The 22,613-nt window shown below is 70.8% G+C and carries 19 protein-coding genes, 2 tRNA genes and 1 riboswitch; of the genes, 7 read left to right on the forward strand and 14 right to left on the reverse strand.

What is annotated here, in order from left to right:
• Positions 1 to 102: 102 nt before the first annotated feature.
• The 6 genes from ribH to H490_RS25370 form a co-directional block, all read right to left on the reverse strand.
• Positions 103 to 600, reverse strand: a complete 498-nt coding sequence (gene ribH / locus H490_RS25345; RefSeq protein ID WP_017884289.1) for a 6,7-dimethyl-8-ribityllumazine synthase — start codon at positions 598 to 600, stop codon at positions 103 to 105.
• 101 nt (positions 601 to 701) lie between these two features.
• Positions 702 to 1,973 carry a bifunctional 3,4-dihydroxy-2-butanone-4-phosphate synthase/GTP cyclohydrolase II gene (locus H490_RS25350; protein WP_017884290.1) on the reverse strand — a complete coding sequence of 424 codons (1,272 nt, stop codon included), beginning with the start codon at positions 1,971 to 1,973 and terminating at the stop codon, positions 702 to 704.
• Positions 1,970 to 2,668: a riboflavin synthase gene (locus H490_RS25355; RefSeq protein WP_017884291.1), complete on the reverse strand. Its 699-nt coding sequence runs from the start codon at positions 2,666 to 2,668 to the stop codon at positions 1,970 to 1,972. The genes H490_RS25350 and H490_RS25355 overlap by 4 nt, the downstream gene beginning before the upstream one ends.
• Before the next feature lie 2 nt (positions 2,669 to 2,670).
• Positions 2,671 to 3,849 carry a bifunctional diaminohydroxyphosphoribosylaminopyrimidine deaminase/5-amino-6-(5-phosphoribosylamino)uracil reductase RibD gene (gene ribD, locus H490_RS25360; protein WP_017884292.1) on the reverse strand — a complete coding sequence of 393 codons (1,179 nt, stop codon included), beginning with the start codon at positions 3,847 to 3,849 and terminating at the stop codon, positions 2,671 to 2,673.
• A 69-nt stretch (positions 3,850 to 3,918) separates the two neighbouring features.
• A riboswitch (FMN riboswitch) is annotated at positions 3,919 to 4,054 on the reverse strand.
• A 59-nt stretch (positions 4,055 to 4,113) separates the two neighbouring features.
• Complete coding sequence (locus H490_RS25365; RefSeq protein WP_017884293.1) at positions 4,114 to 4,821, reverse strand: DUF1345 domain-containing protein; 708 nt, start codon at positions 4,819 to 4,821, stop codon at positions 4,114 to 4,116.
• A gap of 27 nt (positions 4,822 to 4,848) precedes the next feature.
• A complete protein-coding gene (locus H490_RS25370) occupies positions 4,849 to 6,963 on the reverse strand; it encodes a bifunctional lysylphosphatidylglycerol flippase/synthetase MprF (protein ID WP_017884294.1) in 2,115 nt (704 codons plus the stop codon).
• 197 nt (positions 6,964 to 7,160) lie between these two features.
• Between H490_RS25370 and H490_RS25375 the strand changes: the two genes are divergently transcribed.
• A complete protein-coding gene (locus tag H490_RS25375; RefSeq protein ID WP_017884295.1) occupies positions 7,161 to 8,198 on the forward strand; it encodes a zinc-binding dehydrogenase in 1,038 nt (345 codons plus the stop codon).
• A 194-nt stretch (positions 8,199 to 8,392) separates the two neighbouring features.
• Here the strand turns inward: H490_RS25375 and trpS are convergent, their stop codons facing one another.
• From trpS to H490_RS25390, 3 genes are all read right to left on the reverse strand, one after another.
• On the reverse strand, positions 8,393 to 9,409 hold the full coding sequence (gene trpS, locus H490_RS25380; RefSeq protein ID WP_017884296.1) for a tryptophan--tRNA ligase: 1,017 nt from the start codon (positions 9,407 to 9,409) through the stop codon (positions 8,393 to 8,395).
• Between the two features lie 264 nt (positions 9,410 to 9,673).
• Complete coding sequence (locus H490_RS25385; RefSeq protein ID WP_017884297.1) at positions 9,674 to 10,543, reverse strand: exodeoxyribonuclease III; 870 nt, start codon at positions 10,541 to 10,543, stop codon at positions 9,674 to 9,676.
• Positions 10,544 to 10,674: 131 nt separating this feature from the next.
• Positions 10,675 to 11,553: an exodeoxyribonuclease III gene (locus H490_RS25390; RefSeq protein WP_017884298.1), complete on the reverse strand. Its 879-nt coding sequence runs from the start codon at positions 11,551 to 11,553 to the stop codon at positions 10,675 to 10,677.
• 145 nt (positions 11,554 to 11,698) lie between these two features.
• On the opposite strand from H490_RS25390, the gene H490_RS25395 reads away from it, so the two are divergent.
• The 3 genes from H490_RS25395 (at position 11,699) to H490_RS25405 (ending at position 13,354) form a co-directional block, all read left to right on the forward strand.
• Positions 11,699 to 13,066, forward strand: coding sequence for an LCP family protein (locus tag H490_RS25395; protein ID WP_031290079.1), 1,368 nt, complete (start codon positions 11,699 to 11,701; stop codon positions 13,064 to 13,066).
• A gap of 109 nt (positions 13,067 to 13,175) precedes the next feature.
• Positions 13,176 to 13,247: transfer RNA gene (locus H490_RS25400), tRNA-Thr, on the forward strand.
• A gap of 30 nt (positions 13,248 to 13,277) precedes the next feature.
• A tRNA-Met gene (locus tag H490_RS25405) sits at positions 13,278 to 13,354 on the forward strand.
• 75 nt (positions 13,355 to 13,429) lie between these two features.
• Here H490_RS25405 and H490_RS25410 read toward each other — a convergent pair.
• The 3 genes from H490_RS25410 to H490_RS25420 form a co-directional block, all read right to left on the reverse strand.
• The gene (locus tag H490_RS25410; protein WP_017884301.1) at positions 13,430 to 14,101 is read right to left on the reverse strand and encodes a TMEM175 family protein; all 672 of its coding nucleotides are present in this window, start codon (positions 14,099 to 14,101) and stop codon (positions 13,430 to 13,432) included.
• A gap of 67 nt (positions 14,102 to 14,168) precedes the next feature.
• On the reverse strand, positions 14,169 to 14,642 hold the full coding sequence (locus H490_RS32530; RefSeq protein WP_017884302.1) for a hypothetical protein: 474 nt from the start codon (positions 14,640 to 14,642) through the stop codon (positions 14,169 to 14,171).
• 208 nt (positions 14,643 to 14,850) lie between these two features.
• Entirely contained in the window at positions 14,851 to 16,113 is a 1,263-nt protein-coding gene (locus H490_RS25420) for a D-alanyl-D-alanine carboxypeptidase family protein (protein WP_031290080.1), read from the reverse strand.
• Positions 16,114 to 16,402: 289 nt separating this feature from the next.
• On the opposite strand from H490_RS25420, the gene H490_RS25425 reads away from it, so the two are divergent.
• Together H490_RS25425 and H490_RS25430 are read left to right on the forward strand one after the other, a co-directional pair.
• Positions 16,403 to 17,587, forward strand: coding sequence for an acetyl-CoA C-acyltransferase (locus tag H490_RS25425; RefSeq protein WP_017884303.1), 1,185 nt, complete (start codon positions 16,403 to 16,405; stop codon positions 17,585 to 17,587).
• Between the two features lie 19 nt (positions 17,588 to 17,606).
• Complete coding sequence (locus H490_RS25430) at positions 17,607 to 18,641, forward strand: FUSC family protein (RefSeq protein ID WP_017884304.1); 1,035 nt, start codon at positions 17,607 to 17,609, stop codon at positions 18,639 to 18,641.
• Positions 18,642 to 18,647: 6 nt separating this feature from the next.
• Here H490_RS25430 and H490_RS25435 read toward each other — a convergent pair whose 3' ends face one another.
• Positions 18,648 to 19,943, reverse strand: a complete 1,296-nt coding sequence (locus H490_RS25435) for an MFS transporter (RefSeq protein WP_238560334.1) — start codon at positions 19,941 to 19,943, stop codon at positions 18,648 to 18,650.
• Positions 19,944 to 20,019: 76 nt separating this feature from the next.
• Positions 20,020 to 20,790 (reverse strand): dimethylargininase, encoded by a 771-nt coding sequence (gene ddaH, locus H490_RS25440; protein ID WP_017884306.1) that lies wholly within the window; start codon positions 20,788 to 20,790, stop codon positions 20,020 to 20,022.
• 1,179 nt (positions 20,791 to 21,969) lie between these two features.
• On the opposite strand from ddaH, the gene H490_RS25445 reads away from it, so the two are divergent.
• Positions 21,970 to 22,611, forward strand: coding sequence for a TMEM175 family protein (locus H490_RS25445; RefSeq protein ID WP_017884307.1), 642 nt, complete (start codon positions 21,970 to 21,972; stop codon positions 22,609 to 22,611).
• Positions 22,612 to 22,613 lie beyond the last annotated feature (2 nt).

Below are 22,613 nucleotides of genomic sequence, written 5' to 3' on the forward strand. Positions count from 1 at the left end.
AGCCAGTGCGCCTGGCAACTCGCCCGCGCCCGCTCGCCCGTGACTTCGGGGCAGGCGGAACGCGCGCGGGTCGGCCGGCCGTGGCCCGACCCGGGCCCGCGCTCAGAGCGCGGTGGCGGCGATCGTGCGCGTGGCGATCGCGAGGTGCAGGGCGGCCTCGGCCGCCTCCTGCCCCTTCGACTCCGAGGAGCCGCGGCGGCCCGAGCGGTCGAGGGCCTGCTGCTCGTCGTCGGTCGTGAGCACGCCGAAGCCGACGGGCAGGCCGGCATCGAGCTGCACGCGCGTGAGCCCGTCGGTGACGGCGTTGCACACGTAGTCGAAGTGCGGTGTGCCGCCGCGGATGATCACGCCGAGGCAGACCGCGGCGTCGAAGCCGCCCCCGCCCTGCTCGGCGGGTGTGAGCGCCGCCTGAGCGGCGAGGGGCAGCTCGAACGCGCCCGCCACCCGGAAGAGGGAGTGCTCGGCGCCCGACGCCGCCACGGTGGTCTGGGCGCCCTCGATCAGCGAGGACATGATCTCGTCGTGCCAGCTGCCGGCGATGATGGCGATGCGCAGTCCGCTCGCGTCGACGGTGAGGTTGGGGGCTCCGGCTCCGCTCATGGGGTGCTCCTTGGGTTGGGTGGTTCGGGTTCGGGATCGCCCCCCTTTGACAGGGGCGGGGTCTGGTGAGGGCGCGCCGCTCGAGCGCGGGCGGCGTCGGGCTACTGCTCGTGCACGTCGGCGGGCAGGTCGTGGCCCATGCGGTCGCGCTTCGTCGCCAGGTAGCCGATGTTCTGCTCGGTCACTCCGACGAGCAGCGGCACCCGCTCGGAGACGACGATGCCGTGCGCTTCGAGCTGGCGCGCCTTGTCGGGATTGTTCGTGAGCAGTCGCACCCGCTCGACTCCGAGTTCGGCGAGGATCTCGGCGGCCGCGGTGTAGTCGCGGTCGTCTGCGGGCAGCCCGAGCTGCAGGTTGGCATCGAGGGTGTCGCTGCCCTGCTCCTGCAGCTGGTAGGCGCGCAGCTTGTTGGCGAGGCCGATGCCGCGGCCTTCATGCCCGCGCAGGTATACGACGATGCCGCCCCGCTCATGGATGAGGTCGAGCGCGGCGTCGAGCTGCGGGCCGCACTCGCATTTGAGCGAGCCGAACGCCTCGCCGGTGATGCACTCGGAGTGCACGCGCACGAGCGCCTCGTCGCCGGGCATCGAGCCGTCGGGACCGGGGGCGATGAGCGCGATGTGGTCGATGCCGAGGCGCCGGTCGCGGTAGGCGCGCGTGCGGAAGTCGCCGTGCTCGGTGGGCAGCAGCGTCTCGGCCCGCAGGCTCACGCTGCGGTGCTGCACCTGCTCGGCGGGAACATCCACGGGGTCATGCTCGTCGAGGTATGCGATGAGCTGCTCGATCGTGATGACCGGCACGTTCTCGCGCTGGCCCAGCTGGATCAGCTCGGGCAGGCGCATCATCTCGCCGTCGTCGGCGACGATCTCGCCGATCACCGCGACGGGGCTGAGGCCGGCGAGACGCATGAGTTCGACGCCCGCCTCGGTGTGCCCGTCGCGGGCGCGCACACCGCCGTCGACCGCGCGCAGGGGCAGCACGTGGCCGGGCCGTCGCACGTCGCCCGGCACCGCGTCCGGGTTGGCGAGCGCCCGCAGCGTGGTAGCCCGGTCGCTGGCGCTGATCCCGGTCGTGACGCCGTGGGTCGCATCGACGGTGACGGTGTATGCCGTTCCGCGTACATCCTCGTTGCGGTCGACCATCATGGGCAGGTCGAGTCGATCCGCCACCTCGTTGGTCATGGGTGCGCAGAGCAGCCCCGACGACCGCTGCACGGTCCACGCGATCCACTCGGGGGTGGCGAGCTGGGCCGAGAGGATGACGTCTCCCTCGTTCTCGCGATCCTCGTTGTCGGCGACGATCACCGGGCGGCCGGCCTTGATCGCGGCCACCGCGTCGTCGATGCTGCTGATGCCTGGCGTGGTGGGGCTCATTCTGAGATTCCTTCGGTCGTGGTGAAGAAGTTGCGCATGCGCGCGAGGTGGCGCGCGAGGATGTCGGTCTCGACGTTGACGCGGTCGCCCGGCTCGAGCGCGCCGAGGGTGGTCGCCGAGAGGGTCTCGGGGATCAGCGACACCTCGAACCACTGGACGTCGCCGGGCTCGCCGGGCGCGGGCGGATCCGAGATCGCCGACACGGTGAGCGAGACGCCCGAGAGCGTGACCGAGCCCTTGTCGACGAGCAGGGGCGCGAGCTCGGGGGAGAGCGAGAAGCGGAGCGTGCGCCACGCGGGGTGCGGCACGACCGAGAGCAGTGTCGCCGTGCCGTCGACGTGGCCCTGCACGATGTGGCCCCCGAGGCGGGTGTCGGCGCGCATGGCGCGCTCGAGATTGACGCGGCTGCCGGGCTGCAGCTCGCCGAGGGTCGACATGCGGAGCGACTGCCGCATCACATCGGCGGAGAACGTGCCCCGGGTCGCCCCCTCGTCGTCGGTCGCGACGCCCTGCTCGACGACGGTGAGGCACACGCCCGAGACGCAGATCGACGCGCCGTGGGTGGCGTCGCTCGTCACGACGGGGCCGGCGATGGTGAGCCGGATCGAGTCGACGCCGGCGGAGGCTTCGGGGCCGCCGGCCACCTGTTCGACGGCGACGACCTCGCCGATCTCCTCGATGAGTCCGGTGAACATCGTTACCCCTCTTCCTCTGGGTCAGCGTGGGACTGCGCGGTCTGCGTCGCAGCCGCGGTGGGTCGGGATCGTCTGGCAGCCTCGTCGGGGTGCGGCGAGGCGAGTGCGGCCTTGATGAGCAGGTCTGCGCCGAGCTGAGCCGTGCGCGAGACGCGCAGACGCTCGATGCCGGCCATGTCGGCGATGCCGAGGTCGCCGAGCGCGAGGCGCGGGCCGCCGAGCAGTGCGGGGGCCAGGTAGACGAGCACCTCGTCGGCGAGACCCGCCGCGATGAGCGCGCTCGCGACCGTGGGCCCGCCCTCGACGAAGAGGCGGCGCACGCCGCGGGCGTGCAACGCGGCGAGGTCGGACGCGAGGTCGTCGCCCGTGATGCGCAGGGGCTCCGAGAGACCGTGGGCGGCGAGCGCTGGGTGCTGCCGCACCCGCGCGCCGGACGGCACGGGCCGGTGGCCGAGCACGACCGGGATCGGCTGCTCGGCGGCCGGAACCAGCAGACCGCCGTGCTCGGCCCGCGACGTGAGCTCGGGGTCGTCGGCGATGAGGGTGCCCGTGCCCACGAGGATCGCGTCGGCCTCGGCGCGGCGACGGTGCACGTCGGCGCGGGCGTCGACCCCGGTGATCCACCGGCTCGATCCGTCGGCGGCGGCGGCCCGCCCGTCGAGCGTCTGCGCCCACTTCACCGTGACGTGCGGGCGGGCCGACGCGTCGCGCGCCTCGTCGTCGACGCCGGCGGCCTGCCGGGCCAGCCACGGCCCCAGCACGATTCGCGCCTCGCCGGGCAGCACGCCCCCGCGCACCTCGACACCGGCCGCGCGCAGCCGCTCGGCTCCCCCGGCCGACGCGTCGCCGGGGTCGCTCAGCGCGTAGACGACGGCGCCGATCCCGCTCTCGATCAGCGCGACCGCGCAGGGGCCGGTGCGACCCGTGTGATTGCAGGGTTCGAGCGTGACCACCGCCGTGAGCTCGCCGGCCCGCGCGCGCCACTCGGCGGGCAGCTGGGCCAGCGCGGCGGTCTCGGCGTGGGGGGTGCCCGCGCCGAGGTGCCAGCCCTCGGCGACGATGCGCCCGGCGGGGTCGAGCAGCACGCAGCCCACCTGCGGGTTCGGATCGGCGGAGGGCCCGCGGCCCGCGATGACGAGCGCGCGACGCATCGCGTCCTCGAGGAGCGCCTGCTCGAGCATCCCGATCCCCCGTCTCATCCGTGTGCAGCGGATCCGGGGTGCTGAAAACCTCTCCGCGCAGCGCGGAGCTCAGCGTTCCTCTCATCCGGACTAGGGCTCGCGCCCATCACCGTCGGCACCGGAATTTCACCGATTCGGCCTCGCGGGTGCGAGGTTCGCGGGCTGTCACCGCCGGTTCGGAATCACACCGACCCCGGAACACGCCTCCACTGTACCCGTTTCCGGTGAGCGCCGCCTGCGCGGCGACGTCGTATGACGCCCGGGCTACTCGAGGAGCTGCGAGAGGAACTCGCCCTTCGTGATCACGTTGATCACGAGGGCGATGATGAGCGCGTTGAAGAAGAAGGCGAGGGTGGTGTGCCAGACGATGGTCCAGCGCATCCGCGTCGAGCGCACCTGCACGTCGGAGACGGCGAAGGTGGTCGCGTTGGTGAACGCGAGGTAGACGAAGTCGACGAGCCGGGGCTCCTCGGTGCCGGGGAACGAGAGGGGCGGATCGGCTTCGCGGTGGTATCGCGAGAAGTAGATGCGCGCGTACCCCCAGTTGAACATCGCCCACGAGAGCAGCATCGTCCAGATCGCGCTGAGCTCGGCCACCGGATCGTGCACCCCTAGACCCAGCGCCGAGATCAGATCCGTCGCGACGGCGAGGCCGAGCAGGCTCGCGCCGAAGGCGACGAGCGTCGCGAGCGCGCGGGCGATCGCGTGCCCCACGAGCACGCGCGTGGCGCGCGGATCGGGCACGTCGAGCCGCACGAGCACGTTGAGCGACACGATCGTCGCGCCGAGGTAGAGCGAGGCCAGCACGCACCAGAGCATGCGCAGCAGCGTCTCGTCGTCGGGGTCGTCGGCGCCCCATACGATCTGGGCCGCGATCCAGATGAGCAGCAGCTGCATGACGGCGCCGATGATCTCGCCGGTGATGCTGAGCGCGGCGCTGACGCCGGTGCGGGCGGGGCTCGGGGTCGACATGATCCAACTGTAGGGGAGCGGGGCGGATCAGGCGGGTGACCCGGCCGACGCGGTCGACGCGGCCGATGCCACGAGATCGCGCAGCGAGGCGTCGGGCAGGTAGGCGCGGGTGAGCGCGATGCCGATGCGGGGCAGATCGCCCTCGTCGCGGTAGAGCAGGTGGAGCGACTCGTGGCGCGGATTGAACTTCTGCTTGAAGCGGTGCAGCGACTTGAAACCGTAGAGCGGTTCGATGAGGCCGCCGATCTGCTCGAGCACCTGATCCACCGGACCCGCCTCGGCGTCCTCAGGCCTCACGAGCGGGGCCCCCGACAACGAGACGAACTCATATCCCTGTTCGGAGAGGTGCTGCGCCGACGCCGCGATCAGGAACTCCATGACGGGGCCGAAGCCGCCGTCGCGGCGGCGCATGAGGTCGAGGGTCCACCCCACGATGCGGGTCTCGCCGCTCTCCGGATCGGCAGCCCCGTAGACCGGCAGCCACGAGGTGACGCCGTGCAGGTCGCCCTGCCCGTCGACGGCGATGCCGACGAGCGCCTCGGGATCCAGCGCCTCCTCGACGGTGCCCAGGGTGAAGCGCATCTCGGGCAGGCCCTTGTCGCCGGTCCACTGCTCCGAGATCGCGCGCACCTGGGCGAGCACGTTCCAGGGCTCCTCCGCGAGCCGCACCATGCGGAACTCGACCCCCTCGCGCGACGCTCGGTTCATCGCGGTGCGCACCGGTCCCCACGCCTTGCCCTTGAACTCGAGCCCGGAGAGATCCACGATCGTGTCCTCGGCCACGATCACCGAGCGCCACCCGGCCGGCCGCGCCTCGGCGGCGGCGGAGCTCGCCGAGAAGACGCACGGGACGAGGCCCGCGTGCTGCGCCACCCGCTCGAACTCGGCGAGAGCCCCGCCCTCGCCGCCGGCGGACACGATCGGGTCGCCGAGCATGATCGCCACCCCGGAGTGCGACTGGTAGGCGATCGCGCCCGTCTCGCCCGCCGCGATGCGGCGGTTGCCGTCCCACGTGGTCATCCACGAGATCGTGCCGCCCCCGCTGCGCTTGAGGCGCTCGACGAGCTGCTCCCGGGTGAGCGCCTCGGCGTCGAGCCTGCGGTGGGACTTGCGCAGCCGCACCTGGAACGCGCCGCGCGCCAGCACGAGCAGCACCACGAGCCCGAGCCAGAAGACGGCCGGCGCGAGCACGAGGCCCACGACCTCGGTGGGGGAGTCGAGCACGCCAGCCTCGACGAGCAGCGGCAGCAGCGGCAGCACGACGACCGCGGTCGCGATGTTGAAGAAGCCGAGCACGAGCGCGGTGATCCAGGCCAGGCGGTATCCCTGTCGGATGCCGTTGGCGATGAGCGCGATCACCACGACGTCGATCGCCACGTCGGTGAACGACGAGACCGGGTCGTTGGCGCCGAGCGGGCCGTCGTACGGCACCATCAGGTCGAGCACCTGGATCGCGCCGATCGCGATCAGCAGCGACAGCGCGATGAGTCGCCACTCGCGCTGGCTGGGCCGACCCGCGGGGCGCCTGAAAGCGGGCAGCCAGCCGCTCACGGCGAGGGCCGCCGCCATCGACACCGCGTGCTCCAGGTCGTGCAGCTGGCCGAGGTAGACCACCGAGATGCCGGTCCACACTCCCACCGCGATGCGCGCGCGCAGGCGCCACGGCGACGGCAGCGCGGCGATCGCGAAGACGAGCGCGGTGAGCGCGCCGCACGACGGCCCCACGTCGTAGCTCTGCGAGAGCCGCACCGCCCACGGCCAGCCCGAGGGCGAGACGAGGGCGAGGATCCCTGCCGCGCCGAGCACGCCCACCACGTGCCCGGCGGCGAAGAGGCCGATGGTGCGCAGCGATCCGAACCGCCACTCCGCCCAGCCGATGCCGCCCACCACGAGCGGCAGCAGCGTGAGCAGCACGAGCGGGTGGTCGACGAAGAAGGGCGAGGTGGCGATCGTCCACCAGCGGCCCTCGACGAAGGCGGGCAGGCCGGTGGCGACGCGCTCGAACCACGGCTGCTGAGACGCCGGGGCGGTCAGTGTGCCCGTCGCCGCCGCGATCACGAGGAGCGCGAGGGTCAGGGCGATGGTGAAGGGGGTGCGACGGATCACCGCGACGGTGCGGCTTCCGGTGTCGTCCTCGGTCATGGACCCAGTCTAAGCTTCAGTCCTTCGCTCGCGGGAGACCTCGGGTGCGCGCAGTGCCACGCCGGGTGAACGCTCGGCGCTCTTCAGCGGATCCACTGCATGGCGGCTTCGCGCCGGGATAGCCTGGAATCAGGACGCCGATCCGACGCCCTGAACCGCAATGGTCGCGTGACCGCGGCCAGAATCGAGGAGAAGCGATGCGCGCAGTGACCTATGTGAAGAACGACACGGTCGAGATCTGGGACAAGCCGGTGCCCGAGATCGCGCCGGACGAGGTGCTGCTGAAGGTGGGCGGGGCCGGGCTCTGCCACTCCGACATCGCGATCATCAACTTCGGCGATGACAACCCCCTCATCGGCAGCACCCTCGGCCACGAGGTCGCGGGCACCGTGGAGCGCATCGGCGCCGACGTCTCGGGTTGGGCGGAGGGCGACGCCGCGCTCGTCGCACTCGTGCTCTCCTGCGGGCAGTGCCGGGAGTGCCTCGCGGGCCGAGACAACCAGTGCGAGGTCGTCTCGCCCCGAGGGTCGCTCGCTCCGCTCTCTCCCGGCATCGGCAGCCCCGGAGGCATGGCCGACTACATCGCAGTGAAGGCCCACCACCTCGACCCGATCGGCGACCTCGACCCCGTCGATGCCGCTCCCCTCGCCGACGCGGCGCTCACCCCCATGCACGCCATCAACACGGTGCGCGACCGCCTCGACGCCGACGCGACCGTCGTGACCATCGGTCTCGGCGGCCTCGGCCACATGGCGCTGCAGATCCTCGCCGCGACCACCGGTGCCCGCATCATCGCCCTCGACACCGACGACGAGAAGCTGGCATTCGCCCGCGAGCATGGCGCCGACCTGGCGCTCAAGAGCGACGGCGAGGCGGCCGCCCGCATCCTCGAGGAGACCCGAGGCGTCGGCGCCGACGTGGTCTTCGACTTCGTCGGGGTGCAGCCCACGGTCGACCTCGCGCTCGCCGTCGTGCGAGTGGGGGGCGCGATCCGCTTCGTCGGCCTCGGCGGGGGCTCATTCGAGTACGTGGCGAACAGCGGCGCCCTGCCGTGGGGCGTGAACATCGAGCGCGCCTACGGCGGCACCCGGTCCGACCTGCGCCAGGCCGTCGCGCTCGCGCGGCAGGGCAAGATCGGCGTCGAGGTCGTGCGCTACTCGCTCGACGACGCCGTGCAGGCGTTCGACGACCTGCACCACGGCAAGATCCAGGGCCGCGCCGTGCTCGTGCCGTAGCGGCCGGCCGCTCGTGCGAAGAACGCCCCCGCGCTTCTCGGCGCGGGGGCGTTCGCGGTTGCGGTGTGCGCGGGATCCCGTCCTTCGGAGCCCACCCGCATCTCGGACGGGATCGCCCCGATCGATCCGAAGGTCGGGAGAGCCCCGAAGGAACGGACGCGCTGCGGCGCCACGGACCCCGCCCTCCGACGAGGTCAGCGCATGAGGCCGATCGCGTCGTACACGGCGGTGAGGGTGCGGTTCGCGACCTCGTTCGCGCGATCCGCGGCCTTCGCCAGCAGGCGATCCAGCTCGGCGGGATCGGCCAGCAGCTCCTCGGTGCGGTTGCGCACCGGGGCGAGGCTCTCCTCGACCACCTCGACGAGGCCCTTCTTGAGGTCGCCGTAGCCGCGGCCCGCGTACTCGTCGACGACGGAGTCGATCGTGCGGCCCGACAGCACCGAGTAGATGGTGAGCAGGTTCGAGACGCCGGGCTTGGCCTCGCGATCGAAGCGGATCTCGCCGTCGGTGTCGGTGACCGCGCGCATGATCTTCTTCTTGGTGACGTTCGCGGGATCGAGCACCTTGATGAGACCGGCCTCGGTCTCCGCCGACTTCGACATCTTCGCGGTGGGCTCCTGCAGATCGTAGATCTTGGCGGTGCCCTTCGGGATCTGCGCCTCGGGAACGACGAAGGTGTCGCCGAAGCGGGAGTTGAAGCGCGTCGCCAGGTCGCGGGTGAGCTCGACGTGCTGCCGCTGATCCTCGCCGACGGGAACGCTCTCGGCCCGGTAGAGCAGGATGTCGGCGGCCATGAGGATCGGGTAGGTGAAGAGGCCGACCGAGGCGGCGTCGGCGCCCTGCTTCTGCGACTTGTCCTTGAACTGGGTCATGCGGCTCGCCTCGCCGAAACCGGTGACGGTGTTGAGCACCCAGGCCAGTTCGGCGTGCGCGGGCACCTGCGACTGCACGAACAGCGTCGACTTCTCGGGGTCGATGCCGGCCGCGATGTACTGGGCGGCGGTGCGGCGAGTGCGGGCGACGAGCTCGGCGGGGTCCTGCGGCACGGTGATGGCGTGCAGATTCACCACGCAGAAGAAGGCGTCGTAGTCCTCCTGCATCTTCGTCCACTGGTTGAGCGCGCCGATGTAGTTGCCGAGCTGCAGCGAGTCGCTCGACGGCTGCATGCCCGAGAAGAGGACGGGCTTCGAGGATGTGGTGGTTACGGTCATGGTGTGGCTTTCCTTGCCTTACAAACGAGAACGGAGTCGGCGGCTGCCGGGAGAGTCGGTGGGAAGCGGGGGCGAATGCGTCTCGCGCCGCTCATCCATCCGCAGCGGGGGGCCTGGTATTCCTCCGCGTGGTCGGGTCTGGCGGGAGCGACCGGTGCGAAGCACCGGCCGCGAGTGGATGAGCGGAGGAATACCAGGCCTCCCCGCTGCTCCCGCCAGGCTCGGCCAAGCGGCGCGAGACGCATTCGCCCCCGCTTCAGCGGCTCAGAGCCGGTAGTCGACGACGACGGGCGCGTGATCCGACCATCGGGTGTCGTACGACGGGTAACGATCGACCCGGTAATCGGCGACGCGCTCGCCGAGGGCGGGGGTGACGACGTGGTAGTCGATGCGCCAGCCGGTGTCGTTGTCGAAGGCCTGGCCACGGTTCGACCACCAGCTGTAGGGGCCGTCGACCTCGCCGGCCCAGCGGCGGCCGACGTCGATCCAGCCGAAGCCGGGGCCCTCGGTGCCGTCGACGCCGACGACGGTCTCGCCGCGGGGGCCGAAGAAGCGGTCGAAGTAGGCGCGTTCGCGGGGCAGGAAGCCGGAGCGTTTGACGTTGCCGCGCCAGTTCTTGATGTCGAGTTCGCGGTGGCCGACGTTGAAGTCGCCCACGATGGCGACGTGCTCGCGCTCGTCGGCGAGCTCGTTCATGCGCACGCCCATGGCGTCGAGGAACGCCCACTTGGCGTCCTGGCGAGGGGTGTCGACCTCGCCGGAGTGGGTGTAGTTGCTGATGACGGTGAGGGCGCCGTCGCCGAACGCGAAGTCGGCCTCGAGCCAGCGGCCGGACGACTGCACGGCCTCCTGCGCGTCGAGGGCGCCGAGGCCGACGCGGTGCCCGAGCGAGGGCACACGGCTGAGGATGGCGACGCCGGCGCGGCCCTTGATCTGGCAGGGGTCGTGCAGCACGTGCCAGCCCCCGGCATCGGCCGCGGCGACGAGTTTCGCGATGTCGGCGCCTGCGGCGCGCACCTCCTGCAGTGCGACGATGTCGGCGCCGGAGGCGTCGAGCCAGTCGCCCATGCCCTTGCGGAAGGCGGCACGGATGCCGTTGACGTTGACGGATGCGACGCGCAGGAAGTCAGCCATGCGCTCCACTTTACCGCCGCTTCGGGGATGCCGGCCCCGGTGGGGGATCGGGCTTCGGTGAGAGGCTTTCGGCGGATCCGGTCTCGCCGAGGCAGGAGCCCGCGTGCCGGATCGGCTCCCAGCGGTCGCGGCTAGAACACCATGGGGCGGTCGTACTCGTCTTCGAACGTGCCTCCGAGCAGCCCGGGATCGATCTCGCAGACCACGGGCACGTGGTCGCTGGGGGCGTCGCCCTTGCGCTCGTCGCGCTCGATCGAGGCGCCGGTGACGGCGTCGGCGAAGGCTCGCGAGCCCATGATGAAGTCGATGCGCATGCCCTGGTTCTTGGGGAAGCGCCCGGCCTTGTAGTCCCAGAACGTGAAGCCCTCGGGGACGATCGGGCGTACGACGTCTTCGAGGTGGGGCGCGAACGCGGCGAACGCGGCGCGCTCCTCGGGGGAGACGTGGGTCGACTCGCCGACCGTGAAGGAGGGGTCGCCCATGTCGGCGTCGAGGGGCGCGATGTTCCAGTCGCCCATGAGGGCGAGGGGGAGGTCGGGATCGTCGTCGAGCCACGACTCGGTCGCGCCGCGCAGGGCGTCGAGCCAGTTCAGCTTGTAGTCGAGGTGGGGATCGCCGAGGGCGCGCCCGTTGGGCACGTAGAGGCTCCAGAGGCGCAGGTCGCCGACCGTGACGCCCAGGGCCCGCGCTTCGAGCGGCAGACCGTTGGGCCCGATCCCCTGAATGTCCTCCTGCCCCTTCACGGGGTTGCCGAAGCCGGGCATCCCCTCGAACGAGCGTGCGACGTCGGTCATCTCATGGCGGCTCGCGAAGGCGACGCCGTTCCACTGGTTGAGGCCGTGGATCTCGAGCTGGTAGCCGGCCCGTTCGAAGGCCTCGACAGGGAACTGGTCGGGCCGGCACTTGATCTCCTGCATGGCGAGCACGTCGATATCCTCGCGCACGAGCCAGTCGGCGACGCGGCCGAAACGGGTGCGGATCGAGTTGACGTTCCAGGTGGCGATGCGCATGGATCCAGCCTAGCGGGGGTGGAGTTCGCGCTCGGCCCCGCGGAATTCCAAGGGGCCGCTCAGTCGCCTCCGGTACTTTAGAAGGCTCACGACGACCGAGTGCGCCCAAAAGAAGGGGGCGAGCTCGACGAAGACGGGAAGTTGCATGGCCAAGAATCACGCTGCAGGCATTGGGCGTTCGAGTTTCGTGCGCCACGGGAAGCTGCGGCGTTCGAGCGGCTGGGCCAACGCCCTGCGCATCTTCCTGACCGCCGCGATCGTGGTCGCTCTCAGTGGCGTCGCCACCGTCGCCTACGCGGTGTGGGGGCTGGTGCAGGATGTGCGCACCGTCGACCTGGGTACGGAGGCGTCGGCCGAAGCGGTGGGTGCGGGCAGCCAGGCCTTCGACGGTGCGCTGACGATCCTGCTCGTGGGCTCCGACACGCGTGCCGGCCAGTCGTACCAGGACGGCGAGGAGGGCGAGCTCAACGACGTCAACCTCATGCTGCACGTCTCGGCCGACCACCAGAACGCCACCGTCGTGAGCTTCCCGCGCGATCTGATGGTGCCGTTCCCCAGCTGCCCCGGCCCCGACGGCGAAGAGGACTACTACTCCGCCATGAGCGAGCAGCAGCTCAACAGCGCCATGATGTACGGCGGCCTGCCCTGCGTGGCGCGGGTGATCTCCGAGCTCACGGGCATGGAGATCCCGAACGCGGGCCTCATCACCTTCGACGGCGTGATCGGCGTGTCCAACGCGCTGGGCGGCGTCGAGGTCTGCCTCGCGCAGCCGATCGTCGATCCCGCCACCGAACTCGACCTGCCGGCCGGAGAGGTGTCGCTGCAGGGCAAGGACGCGCTCCAGTTCCTGCGCACCCGGTACGGCGTCGGCGACGGCGGCGACACGAGCCGCATCAGCAACCAGCAGGTGTTCATGTCGGCGCTGGTGCGCAAGCTGCAGAGCTCCGAGACGCTCTCCGACCCCGTGAAGGTCTACAGCCTCGCGAAGGCGGGCGTCGACAACATGACGCTCTCGAGCAATATGGCGAGCGTGCAGTTCATGCAGCAGGTCGCGGGCACGGTGAAGGACATCGACCTCGACCGCATCAACTTCGTGCAGTACCCCACCTACACGCACCCCTATCAGGAGGGTCGCCTCACCCCGGATCGCGCCAGCGCCGACGCCCTGTTCGAGATCATCCAGAGCGGTCAGCCGTTCGAGGTCACGGGCGTGGGCAAGGCCGCGGTCGATCCGAACTCGGCCGGGGGCGAGGCGCCGGTCGAAGAGGCGCCCGCCGAGATCGATCCCGCGACGGGCCTGCCGATCGACCCGGCCACCGGCCTGCCGATCGATCCCGCGACCGGGTGGCCCATCGATCCCGAGACCGGGTGGCCCATCGACCCGTCTACGGGTGCGCCGACGGACCCCGCGACCATCGCCCCCGCAGAGGAGGGGCCGGTGCAGCTGCCGGAGAACATCACCGGGCAGCCTGCGAGCAAGCAGACCTGTTCGGGCGGCCGAACGGTCTTCTGATCCGCCCGGGGTCTCGCGACACGCGAGCGGGACGCGAGACCCCGACCTGATTTTTTATTTGCGTGAGAGTAGTGATATTCTCTAACGGTTGTCATCGCACGGTGGCTTCGCCCCGATAGCTCAGTGGTAGAGCACTTCCATGGTAAGGAAGGGGTCGCCAGTTCAATCCTGGCTCGGGGCTCTGACTCTGCTGGTCTTCGGATCAGAGTTTGGCTGAGTAGCTCAGCTGGTTAGAGCGCACGACTCATAATCGTGAGGTCGCGGGATCGAGCCCCGCCTCAGCTACCAGAGTCACACAAAGCCCCTGGTCTTCCGGGGGTTTTGCTGTATCTGCCGCGCATCCGCCGCTGCCGTGAAGCGGGTTCAGGCCGAGGCCTTCTCTGCTCGGCTGCTCTCGGCCTCGGCGATCCGAGCGCTCCGACGGCCGAGCACGGGGCTCACGACGAGCAGGGCGAGCCAGGTGGCCTTGCCCCAGTCCGCGTCAACCAGGAACGCGACGGGGATCGACAGGACGAAGACGAGGATCTGCGCGCACGCGTCGATGCGCTGCGCGCGCCTCACCGGTCTTGCCACCGGGGGCTCGATCAGGCCCCGGGCGTGGCCGATCTCGCGGGTGACGAGCAGCGACGCCAGCGCGAGCGCCACGTTCGCGGCGTACAGTGCGGTCGGCAGGGGCAGCTCGCTGGTCTCGGCGTCGCTGATCCCCTGCGTGGTGAAGGGCATCAGCACGATCAGCAGGGCGGTGACGAGATTCGCTGCGATGGCCGCGCCATCGAGCGCGCCGAACTCGCTGAGCAGCGAGGTGTTGCGGCTCCAGAAGACCGCGATCACGACGAAACTGATGAGGAAGCCGGTGAGCTGACCGGCGAGACCGCTGGAGAGCAGGGCGTCGAGATCGCGCCACGCGGAGGCCGGGGGCATGTCGAGGTTCGCGATCAGCAGTGTGATCGCGAAGCCGTAGATGGCGTCGAAGAACGACAGCCCTCGATCGAACTCCGATCGCTCCCGGCCGAACACGCTGCGCTTCTGGGTCACAGTCGCATTGTGCTGCACGCGCGGGCCCGCGGCAAGCGGGACGGGCGCCCGTGCAGCGGCGTCGTCCTCATGAGGCGAGCGCCCCGAAGAGCGTGTACCCGGCCAGGGCGAGCACCGCGATTCCGACGAGCAGATCGGTCCAGGTGGCGAGCGACTCTCGGGGCTCCTTGCCCTTCTTCGCGACGTGGAGCAGCCCGGCGAGCAGCAGGAACACGCCGCCGGCGAGCCCCGCCGGAACGGCCCATCCCGGAACGAGCGCGAACAGCCCCGCGAGGCCCATCCCGACATTGGCGGTGCCGAGCTCTCGCGTCAGCTGCGTCTCCTGCGGGCTCGGCGCCGCAGCGCCGAGAATCTCCGATGTCGGCCCTCTGCCGGACAGCTGCGCCGCTCCGGCGACCAGCAGTCGCGTGCCGACGCCCCAGAACACCCACCACTTGCCGATGATCAGCACGGGGTCTCCGCCTGCGGCGGCGAGTTCGACGATCCCAGAGGCGACCGGCAGCACCAGGGTCTGCGCGATGACGAGAACGAAGTAGCCCATGAGCGAGGGCCTCCCGAATGCTCAGAGGGGGCAGGCTCAACCCGGTGAATGGTCCCGTCCCGGCGAAACTCGAGAAACCGCGTGAGATCGCGGCTCTCGTGGCATCATCCTACTGAGCGGCACCGGGCATCACCAGGCCTGGTCTCGGATCCGGCGTGCTCCGCTGAGCGATCCTGACTCCGCTGCGGAGCGAGTGGGCGGTCTCGCGTTACCAGCCGAAGAGCTCGGAGGGGTGGGTGAGCCGCCACCACAGGTCGGGTTCGACGACCTCGGCGGTAGCGATCACCGCGATGCTCTGGGCGGCGCTCGGAGCATCGACCTCCACCGAGCCCACCTCGGCGCCCGCCTCGCCCAGCGAACCGGCATCGAGTGCGGCGCTGCGCCGGGCGCTCTCCCCCGGAAGCAGCGTGACGGCGGCGCCCCGCTCGGCGACGAGCGGGATCCGCGTTCCATCGACGGTCACCGCCTCACCGATCACCGCGCCCTCTTCCAGGATCGGTGCGATCCCGGGCAGTGCGTCGAGGGCGGCGAGCATGTCGCGGCCCGACTGCGCGCGGGCCTCCGTCGAGTCGCGCCCCAGCGTCACCGACATCTGCACGACATCGCGCCCGTCCACGTCGACCTGCTGGGCCACGGCGAAGTTGAAGCCGGCCACTGACGAGCGGCCGGTCTTCACGCCGACGATCCCGGGCATCTCGGTGAGCAGTGGATTCGTGTTCTCGATGAGGCCCACGCCCCACGGCATCTCGGCCGAGGGCAGGCGGGTGAACTCGGCGAGCGCCGGGTTCTGGAGCACGAGGCGGGCGATGCGCAGCACGTCGGGGGCACTCGCCAGGTTCGCCTCGTCCATGCCCGTCGGCTCGACGAACTGCAGCGACTCGAGGCCGTGCAGCTGCTTCCAGTCTTCGACCGCGGCGAGAAAGGCGTCGTCGTCGCCGAACGTCCAGTGGGCGTAGGCGGCGGCGTAGTCGTTGGCCGAGGGCAGGAAGATGAACTGCAGCATCTGGCGCAGCGTGATCTCGGTGCCGACCGGGATCGGGTAGGCGACGCCGTCGAGCGCGAGGTAGCCGTCCTGCCGCTCGCGATCCGCCTCCGTCCACACGTAGACGGGTCCGTCCGATCCGGGCTCGATCGGCTGCACCTCGGCGCACACGAGCACCGTCACCAGCTTGGAGATGCTCGCGAGCGGGTACGCGGTCGCGTCGTTCGCCCACACCTCGTCCTCGTGCAGGTAGCCGATCGCCGTGGGCAGGTGCTGCGCGTCGACCGCGGCCTGCGCCGCCGCCGCGTCGCCCGCCATGAGAGCGCCGTCACCGCCCTCGGCGAAGCCGGGACTCGTCTCGATCGTCGGCGCCGGGAGCGGGGCGAGCGCGCACGCCGCCGTGTAGCCGCCCGCGGCGAGCGCGGCGACGACGAACACGGACAGGGCGGCGATGAGGGCGCGGCGGCCTCGCGGGCGGGAGCGGTTCACGCCTTCCAGCGTACGCGGCGGCGGCGCCGGTCACGCGCCCGCAGGCCGCGGGGTCGCTCGCGGATCGGCTGTCGTGGCGACGCGCGGCCACGAGCGACGCCGCTCTCGAGCGAAGGAAAGGAATGAATGAGATCTGGAACGGCGGCGACCGTGCACAGCGGTCGCTGCGGCGACTGTGCCGAGAGGACGGGTGCCGCCGCGGCGGATCGGGCAGAATGGCCGTGACGGATCGCGCCGCCGCGATCCGGCCCACCGCCCGTCGCACCCGTCGCACCCCAGGAGGTCTCCCGTGACCGCTCCCAACTCCGCTCTGATCGCCGGCTACGCCCGCACGCCGTTCACCCGTTTCACCGGTCAGCTGGCCGCTCAGCCGGCGACGGTGCTCGGCGCTCACGCGGTGCGCGCCGCCCTGTCGCGGGCGGGGATCGCCGCCGATCAGGTGGACGCCGTGGTCGCGGGCCAGGTGCTGCAGGCGGGTGCGGGGCAGAACCCGGCGCGTCAGACGGCGGTGGGGGCGGGGATCCCGATGAGCGTCCCCGCGATCACCCTCAACGCGGTGTGCCTGTCGGGCGCCGAGGCGGTCGCGCAGGCGGCCCGCCTGATCGCGTCGGGCGAGGCCGAGGTGGTGGTGGCGGTGGGGCAGGAGTCGATGTCGCTCGCACCGCACGTCATCCCGCTGCGGGCGGGTACGAAGTACGGTCCGGCGCAGCTGGTCGACACCGCGGATCACGACGGGTTGAGCGACGCGTTCGACCAGGTCGCGATGGGTGCGCTCACCGAAGACGGCAACGCCCCGCTCGGGCTGACGCGCGAGGAGCAGGACGCCTTCGCTGCGGAGTCGCATCGTCGCGCGGCCGAGTCGGCCGAGTTCTTCGCGGGTGAGATCGAGCCGTTCACCGTCGTCTCGCGGCGCGGCGACACCGTCGTCGCCGAGGATGACGGGATCCGAGCCGGCACCACCGTCGAGACCCTCGCGGGTCTGCGGCCGGCGTTTGCGAAAGACGGCACGATCACGGCGGGCAACGCGTCGCAGATCACCGACGGCGCCGCGGCGCTGGTGCTCGTGAGCGAGGCCGCCGCGCAGCGTCTCGGGCTGTCGCCGGTGGCGCGCGTCGAGGCGACGGCGTTCGTCGCGGGCCCGGATACGCACCTGCACTCGCAGCCGGCGCGCGCGATCGGCGCGGCGCTCGCGAAGCTCGAAGGTGCATCGGTCGAGGATCTGCGGGCGGTCGAGATCAACGAGGCGTTCGCGGCCGTGGGGGTGCAGTCGGCGCGCGAACTGGGGCTGGATGCCGCGGTCGTGAACCGGCACGGCGGTGCGATCGCGCTGGGGCACCCGATCGGCGCGTCGGGCGCGCGGATCGTGGGCACGCTCGCGCGGCAGCTCGCCGAGCTCGGCAGCGGCTCGCTGGGCGCGGTCGGCATCTGCGGCGGCGGCGGCCAGGGCAGCGCCGTCGTGCTCCGCGCCGTGTGAGCCGAGGCCGGATGGATCGATGAGGGCGCTCCTCGTCAGCCTCTTCACGCTGCCGCCGGGCCCGGCTCCCCGGTTCTGGATCGCCGTGCGTGCGGCGGTCTCGATCGGCGCGCCGTTCGGGGTGCTCGTGCTGCTCGGGCACGAGGATATCGGCCTGCAGGCCGCGGCCGGCGCGTTCGTGGCGCTGTTCTTCGCGTCGGCGGGGGCCGTGGAGCGCGCGAAGGCGCTGCCCGTCGTGGGCGGTGCGCTCTTCGTCTGCTCCGCGCTCGGGGCCGCGCTCTCGCCGTGGCCGTGGCTGCTGGCCGCCGGGCTCGTTGCCGTGGCGGTGGTCGCGAGCGCCTGCTGCTTCGCCTACCGCGTGGGCCCGCCCGGCCCGGTCTTCCTCGTGCTGAGCTACGGACTCGCGGCGAACATCACCGGCGTCGTCGACGGCGAGCGGATCACCGGCCCGTTGCCGTTCCTCGCCGCGGTGGCGGGGGGATCGCTCTTCTCGTACCTCGTCGCGCTGGCGCCGCTGCTGCTGCGGAGCGAGCGGCGGCGGCCGGCCCGGACGCTGCGGCAGCTGATGCCGGGTCCGTGGCTCGGCCCGGGTGAGCGGCGGCTGATCCTGCGCATCGCGGTCGTCTCGGCGCTCGGCGCGCTCGTGAGCATGGTGCTGCTCGATCCGCATCGGGCGTACTGGACGGTCTCGGCCGGTGTCGCCGTGGTGGGTCTCACCCCCTCGCGCGGCTACTCGCTGGGCAGGGGCCTGCACCGCACGGTCGGCACGCTGCTCGGCGCGGGGCTCGCGGTGGCGCTGGCGCCGGTCGCGGCGAACCCGCTGCTGCTCGTCGCGCTGCTGATGCTGCTGCAGTTCGGGATCGAGCTCGTCGTGGTGCGCAACTACGCGCTCGCGCTGGTGTTCATCACGCCGCTCGTGCTGCTCATCACGGCCGCTGCGACCGGCACCGTCGACGTGGTCGGAGCGGCCTGGGAGCGGCTGCTCGACACGATGGTCGGCTCGGCGCTCGCGATCCTCACCGCCCTGCTCCATCGCCGCGAGCCGGCGGGGTGAGCCGCATCATCCCCGGGGTCTTCGCGGTTCGAACACCATGCGCTCGCGCGAGAGCAGCAGCCCGGCGCCGAGTTGCAGGGTGATGCCCGTCAGCAGCACGAGGAGCGGCGGCACCCAACTGCCGGTCGCGCCGTAGAGGGCCCCGAACAGCACCGGCCCCACCGCTGCGAGCAGGTAGCCGACCGATTGCGACATGCCCGAGGTGGCTGCGGCGGTGGCGGCGTCGGCCGAGCGCTGCGCCATGAAGGTGAGCGTCACGGTCAGCGAGCATCCCGAGGAGAGGCCGCAGATCACGAGCCACAGCGGCAGCGCCGCCGGGGCGAAGATCAGACCGATCGCCCCGATGCCTGCGAGGATCGGCAGCAGCGGGGGCAGGATCCGCCGCATCGCGCCGCGCGAGACGAAGGGGCCCGCGAGCGAGCCGAGCATGCCGCACACGTGGTAGACCATCACGTTGAACCCCGCCGTGACGGGGTCGGCGCCGCGTGAGAGGTCGATGGGTGCGAGCCAGGTCGCCCACACGTAGAACGTCGACGACTGGGTGCCCATGTAGACCGCGATGCTCCAGGCGACCGGGTCGCGCCAGATGCGGCTGCCCAGCCGGGAGGGCGCAGGGGTGGGGGCAACGGAGGGCCGGGGCTCGGGATCGGCGGCGCCGGAGGCGGCCCCGGTCTCGGCTGCGCGCCGCAGCGCCAGGCCGCGCCGGCTGCGCGCCGCCCAGACCCACACGACGAGCGCGGGAAGCGCCATGACGCCGGTCGCGAGCAGCGCGATCCGCCACCCGACCGGCTCGCCCGCCCCGAGCGCGGCGTGGGCGATGGGTGCGACCATACCGGCCCCGATCGCCGCGGCCCCGCTCAGCAGCGTCGAGTAGATGCCCATGACGAGCGGCACGCGCCGGCCGAAGTCGCGCTTGATCGTCGCCGGCAGCAGCACGTTCGCGATCGCGAGCGCCGCGCCCACGAGCGCGGTGCCCAGCCAGAGGTTCGAGAGCGATCCAGGCAGCGAGCGCCAGACGGTGCCGATCGTGAGCACGACGAGCGACCAGCCCACCGCCGGGTTCAGGCCGATGCGCGCCGCGAGCCCCTGTGCGAGAGGCGATACCACCGCCCAGGCGAGCAGCGGGATCGACGCCAGCAGGCCGAGCGAGGCGGGGCTGACGCCCTGATCCGCCGCGATGTCCTCGAGCAGGGGGCCGACCCCGGTGATGGTCATGCGCATGTTGATCGCGACCAGGCAGACCGCGACGAAGAGCAGCACCCACGGGGCGCCGGGGGCGCGGGCGTCGGGTGAAGCGGTCACCACGCGACCCTATCGCAGGCGAGGAGCGCGGGGCAGGGGATCCTCCCCCGCGCGACGCGGACTCGGCGCGGGCGTCTCAGTCGAGGCAGCGCACGCGCACGGAGAGGCAGGTGGGGCAGCCCTCGAGCTTCTCGTACTCCGAGATGGCGACCTCGGTGACGTCGTAGCCCAGGTCGCGCAGCATCGCGGCGGTCTGCGGCGCCGACGCCGAGATGAGCAGTTCGGAGTCGCTCAGGCAGACGACGGCGGTGCCGTGCGGCTCGGGCACGGGCAGGAAGGCGGGGAAGATGCCGGGGTTGTCGACGAAGTCGGGGTAGCCGATCACGGTGCCGTCGGGGAGCGCGGTCACGGCGGTCTTGAGGTGCAGCACCTTCGTGACCGGCACGGCCACGACCCTGCCGCCGAGCGGGGCGAGGATGCGGCGCAGCTGCGCGATGCCCGCGGCGTTGGTGCGGCCGCCGCGGCCCACGTAGACGGTGTCGCCGACCTTCAGCACGTCGCCGCCGTCGAGGGTGCCGGGCTGCTGGATCTCGACGACGGGGCAGCCGAGCGCCTCGAGCGCGCGGCGGGTGCCCGGGGTCTCGGGCTTGCGGCTGTCGGCGCCGGGGCGCGAGATCACGGCCACGTTGCGGAACATCACGACGGTGTCCTCGATGAACACGGAGTCGGGGCAGTCGTCGGCGGGATCCACCTCGATCGTCTGCCAGCCGTGCGCCTGCAGCGCGGCGACGTAGCCCCGCCACTGCTCGCGCGCGTGGTCGAGATCGACGGCGACCTTCTCGATGTGGTCGACGATCCCGTCGTCGAGCAGGCTGCTGGGCTGGCGCACGAGGGCGATCTTCGACATGGGTGGCTGGTTCCTCTGAGTGAATTTGATTGCCTATAGTGACGCTTTCAAGGCTACTGGGTGCAGATTGAATCCGGCGGGTAGCGGATTACGCCTGACGTTCGCCCGACTCTTATGAGCTGAGCGGCCCGGTTCTTTCGATTCCAGTCAGGAACGTTTATCGTTCGTTTGATCGTCGATGTTTTCGGGTTGCTGTCCCAGCATAGGTTCTCGATCTATCGTCCTGTTCATTCCACCATGACAGAGAGCCCGCGAAACTGTGATCTGTGCTTGTTTCGGCACTGGTAGCTCGCCATATTCCTGCCGTTTTCGGGGTCGGCGTAGAGCCTCGCGTAGACACCGGGGCGGTTGCTATCTAGACAATCGAGGCATTCGACCTCGACGCTGGCCCGCTTGAACTTTCCGGGCTCGGTGGCCGAGGGGATGAGGGCGCGTCGCCAGGAGCGGCGGGAAGGAAAAATAGGCCACTGGCGGCGGCGATCGTTGAAATAGCACCACCCTCGGAAAGAAAGGACAGCGAGCACTACTCCGATTGCAAACGCAATCCACGCACTAGGGGGCGGGCTGAGTAAAAACGGGAGCCCCCCGCCGACAGCGGGAGAACTGAAGTCGATGTCTTGCCATGCGGGAACTAGCTGAGCGCCGCTCCCTATGAAGGTGAGGATTGTCGCCAGGCTCGACAGGGAAGCCAGTATCGCGCTGAGCTTTGTCGTGATGAGACTTGTTCGCTCGCGATTGAACCTTACTTCAGTCGTTCGACCTCTTTCGGTTGCACCAAAGTAAATGTGTTGATCTCGGCCCGCCTGTGGACTGTACGCACCCGAGGTCGACCAACTGGCCTGGTTGTTGTGCTGGTCATCATGCAAAGAACTATGCTCCAGGTATCTACGGGTGGCGGACAACGAATGTCTTCAGCGCGGGCAACATTACATGTGTATGCCAAGGTTAGCGAAACTTAATAGTCATTCCATACCTTGTGTACTGGCGGCGGGCTTTGCGCTTTGGAAGCGGCTGACAGGGCTGTCCTCTACGAAGTTTCGCGGGCGGCCACTGCGAGCCCCTCGCGCGCGGCCTGGTGGCGCAGCGCGTCTTCGACTGGATCGAGAACGTGGCGGGTGTCTGAGTCGACCCGGCGGCCTCGCCGTCCCGAATCGGCTCCCCGGAGATTACACTGAGCGCATGGTGCCAGCATCGGAGCCTCGTGCGGAGGTCGGCTACGCCGCGGAGCGATTCAAGGCCTTCGCCGACGCGGTCGTGGCCATCGCGCTGACGCTGCTGATCCTGCCCCTCATGGACAGCGTGAGCGAGGTGGCGAGCGCGGGCGACGGTGCGTTCGCCTGGCTCACGCAGCACGGCGGCCAGCTGCTGAACTTCGTGCTCAGCTTCGTGCTGATCGCGATGTTCTGGATGATCCACCACCGCCTCTTCTCGGCGGTCGATCGTGTCACGCCCACGCTGATGTGGCTGCTCGCCGCCTGGCTGCTCACGATCGTCTGGCTGCCGGTCGCCACCGCCGTCGCGGGTCGCATGGACGATGGCGACCGGGTGGCGAAGGCGCTCTACATCGGCAGCCTGATCCTGACCGCCGCGATGTCGCTCGTCGTGCGGCTGTATCTGCGGGCGCATCCCGTGCTGCACCGGATGGAGCGCGGGGAGCTGCGCTCCGGTCTCGCCGTCGACCTCTCGCTCGTGCTGCTGTTCGGCGCGGCGCTCGCGGCCGCGCTGCTGATACCGGGGGTCGGCTACTATGCGCTGTTCGTGATGGTGCTCACGGGCGTCGTGCAGAGGATCATCGAGAAGATCCTCGCCACGGATCCCTAGCG

The sequence above is a fragment of the Leucobacter sp. UCD-THU genome, from assembly GCF_000349545.1.
GTDB classification, from domain to species: domain Bacteria; phylum Actinomycetota; class Actinomycetes; order Actinomycetales; family Microbacteriaceae; genus Leucobacter; species Leucobacter muris.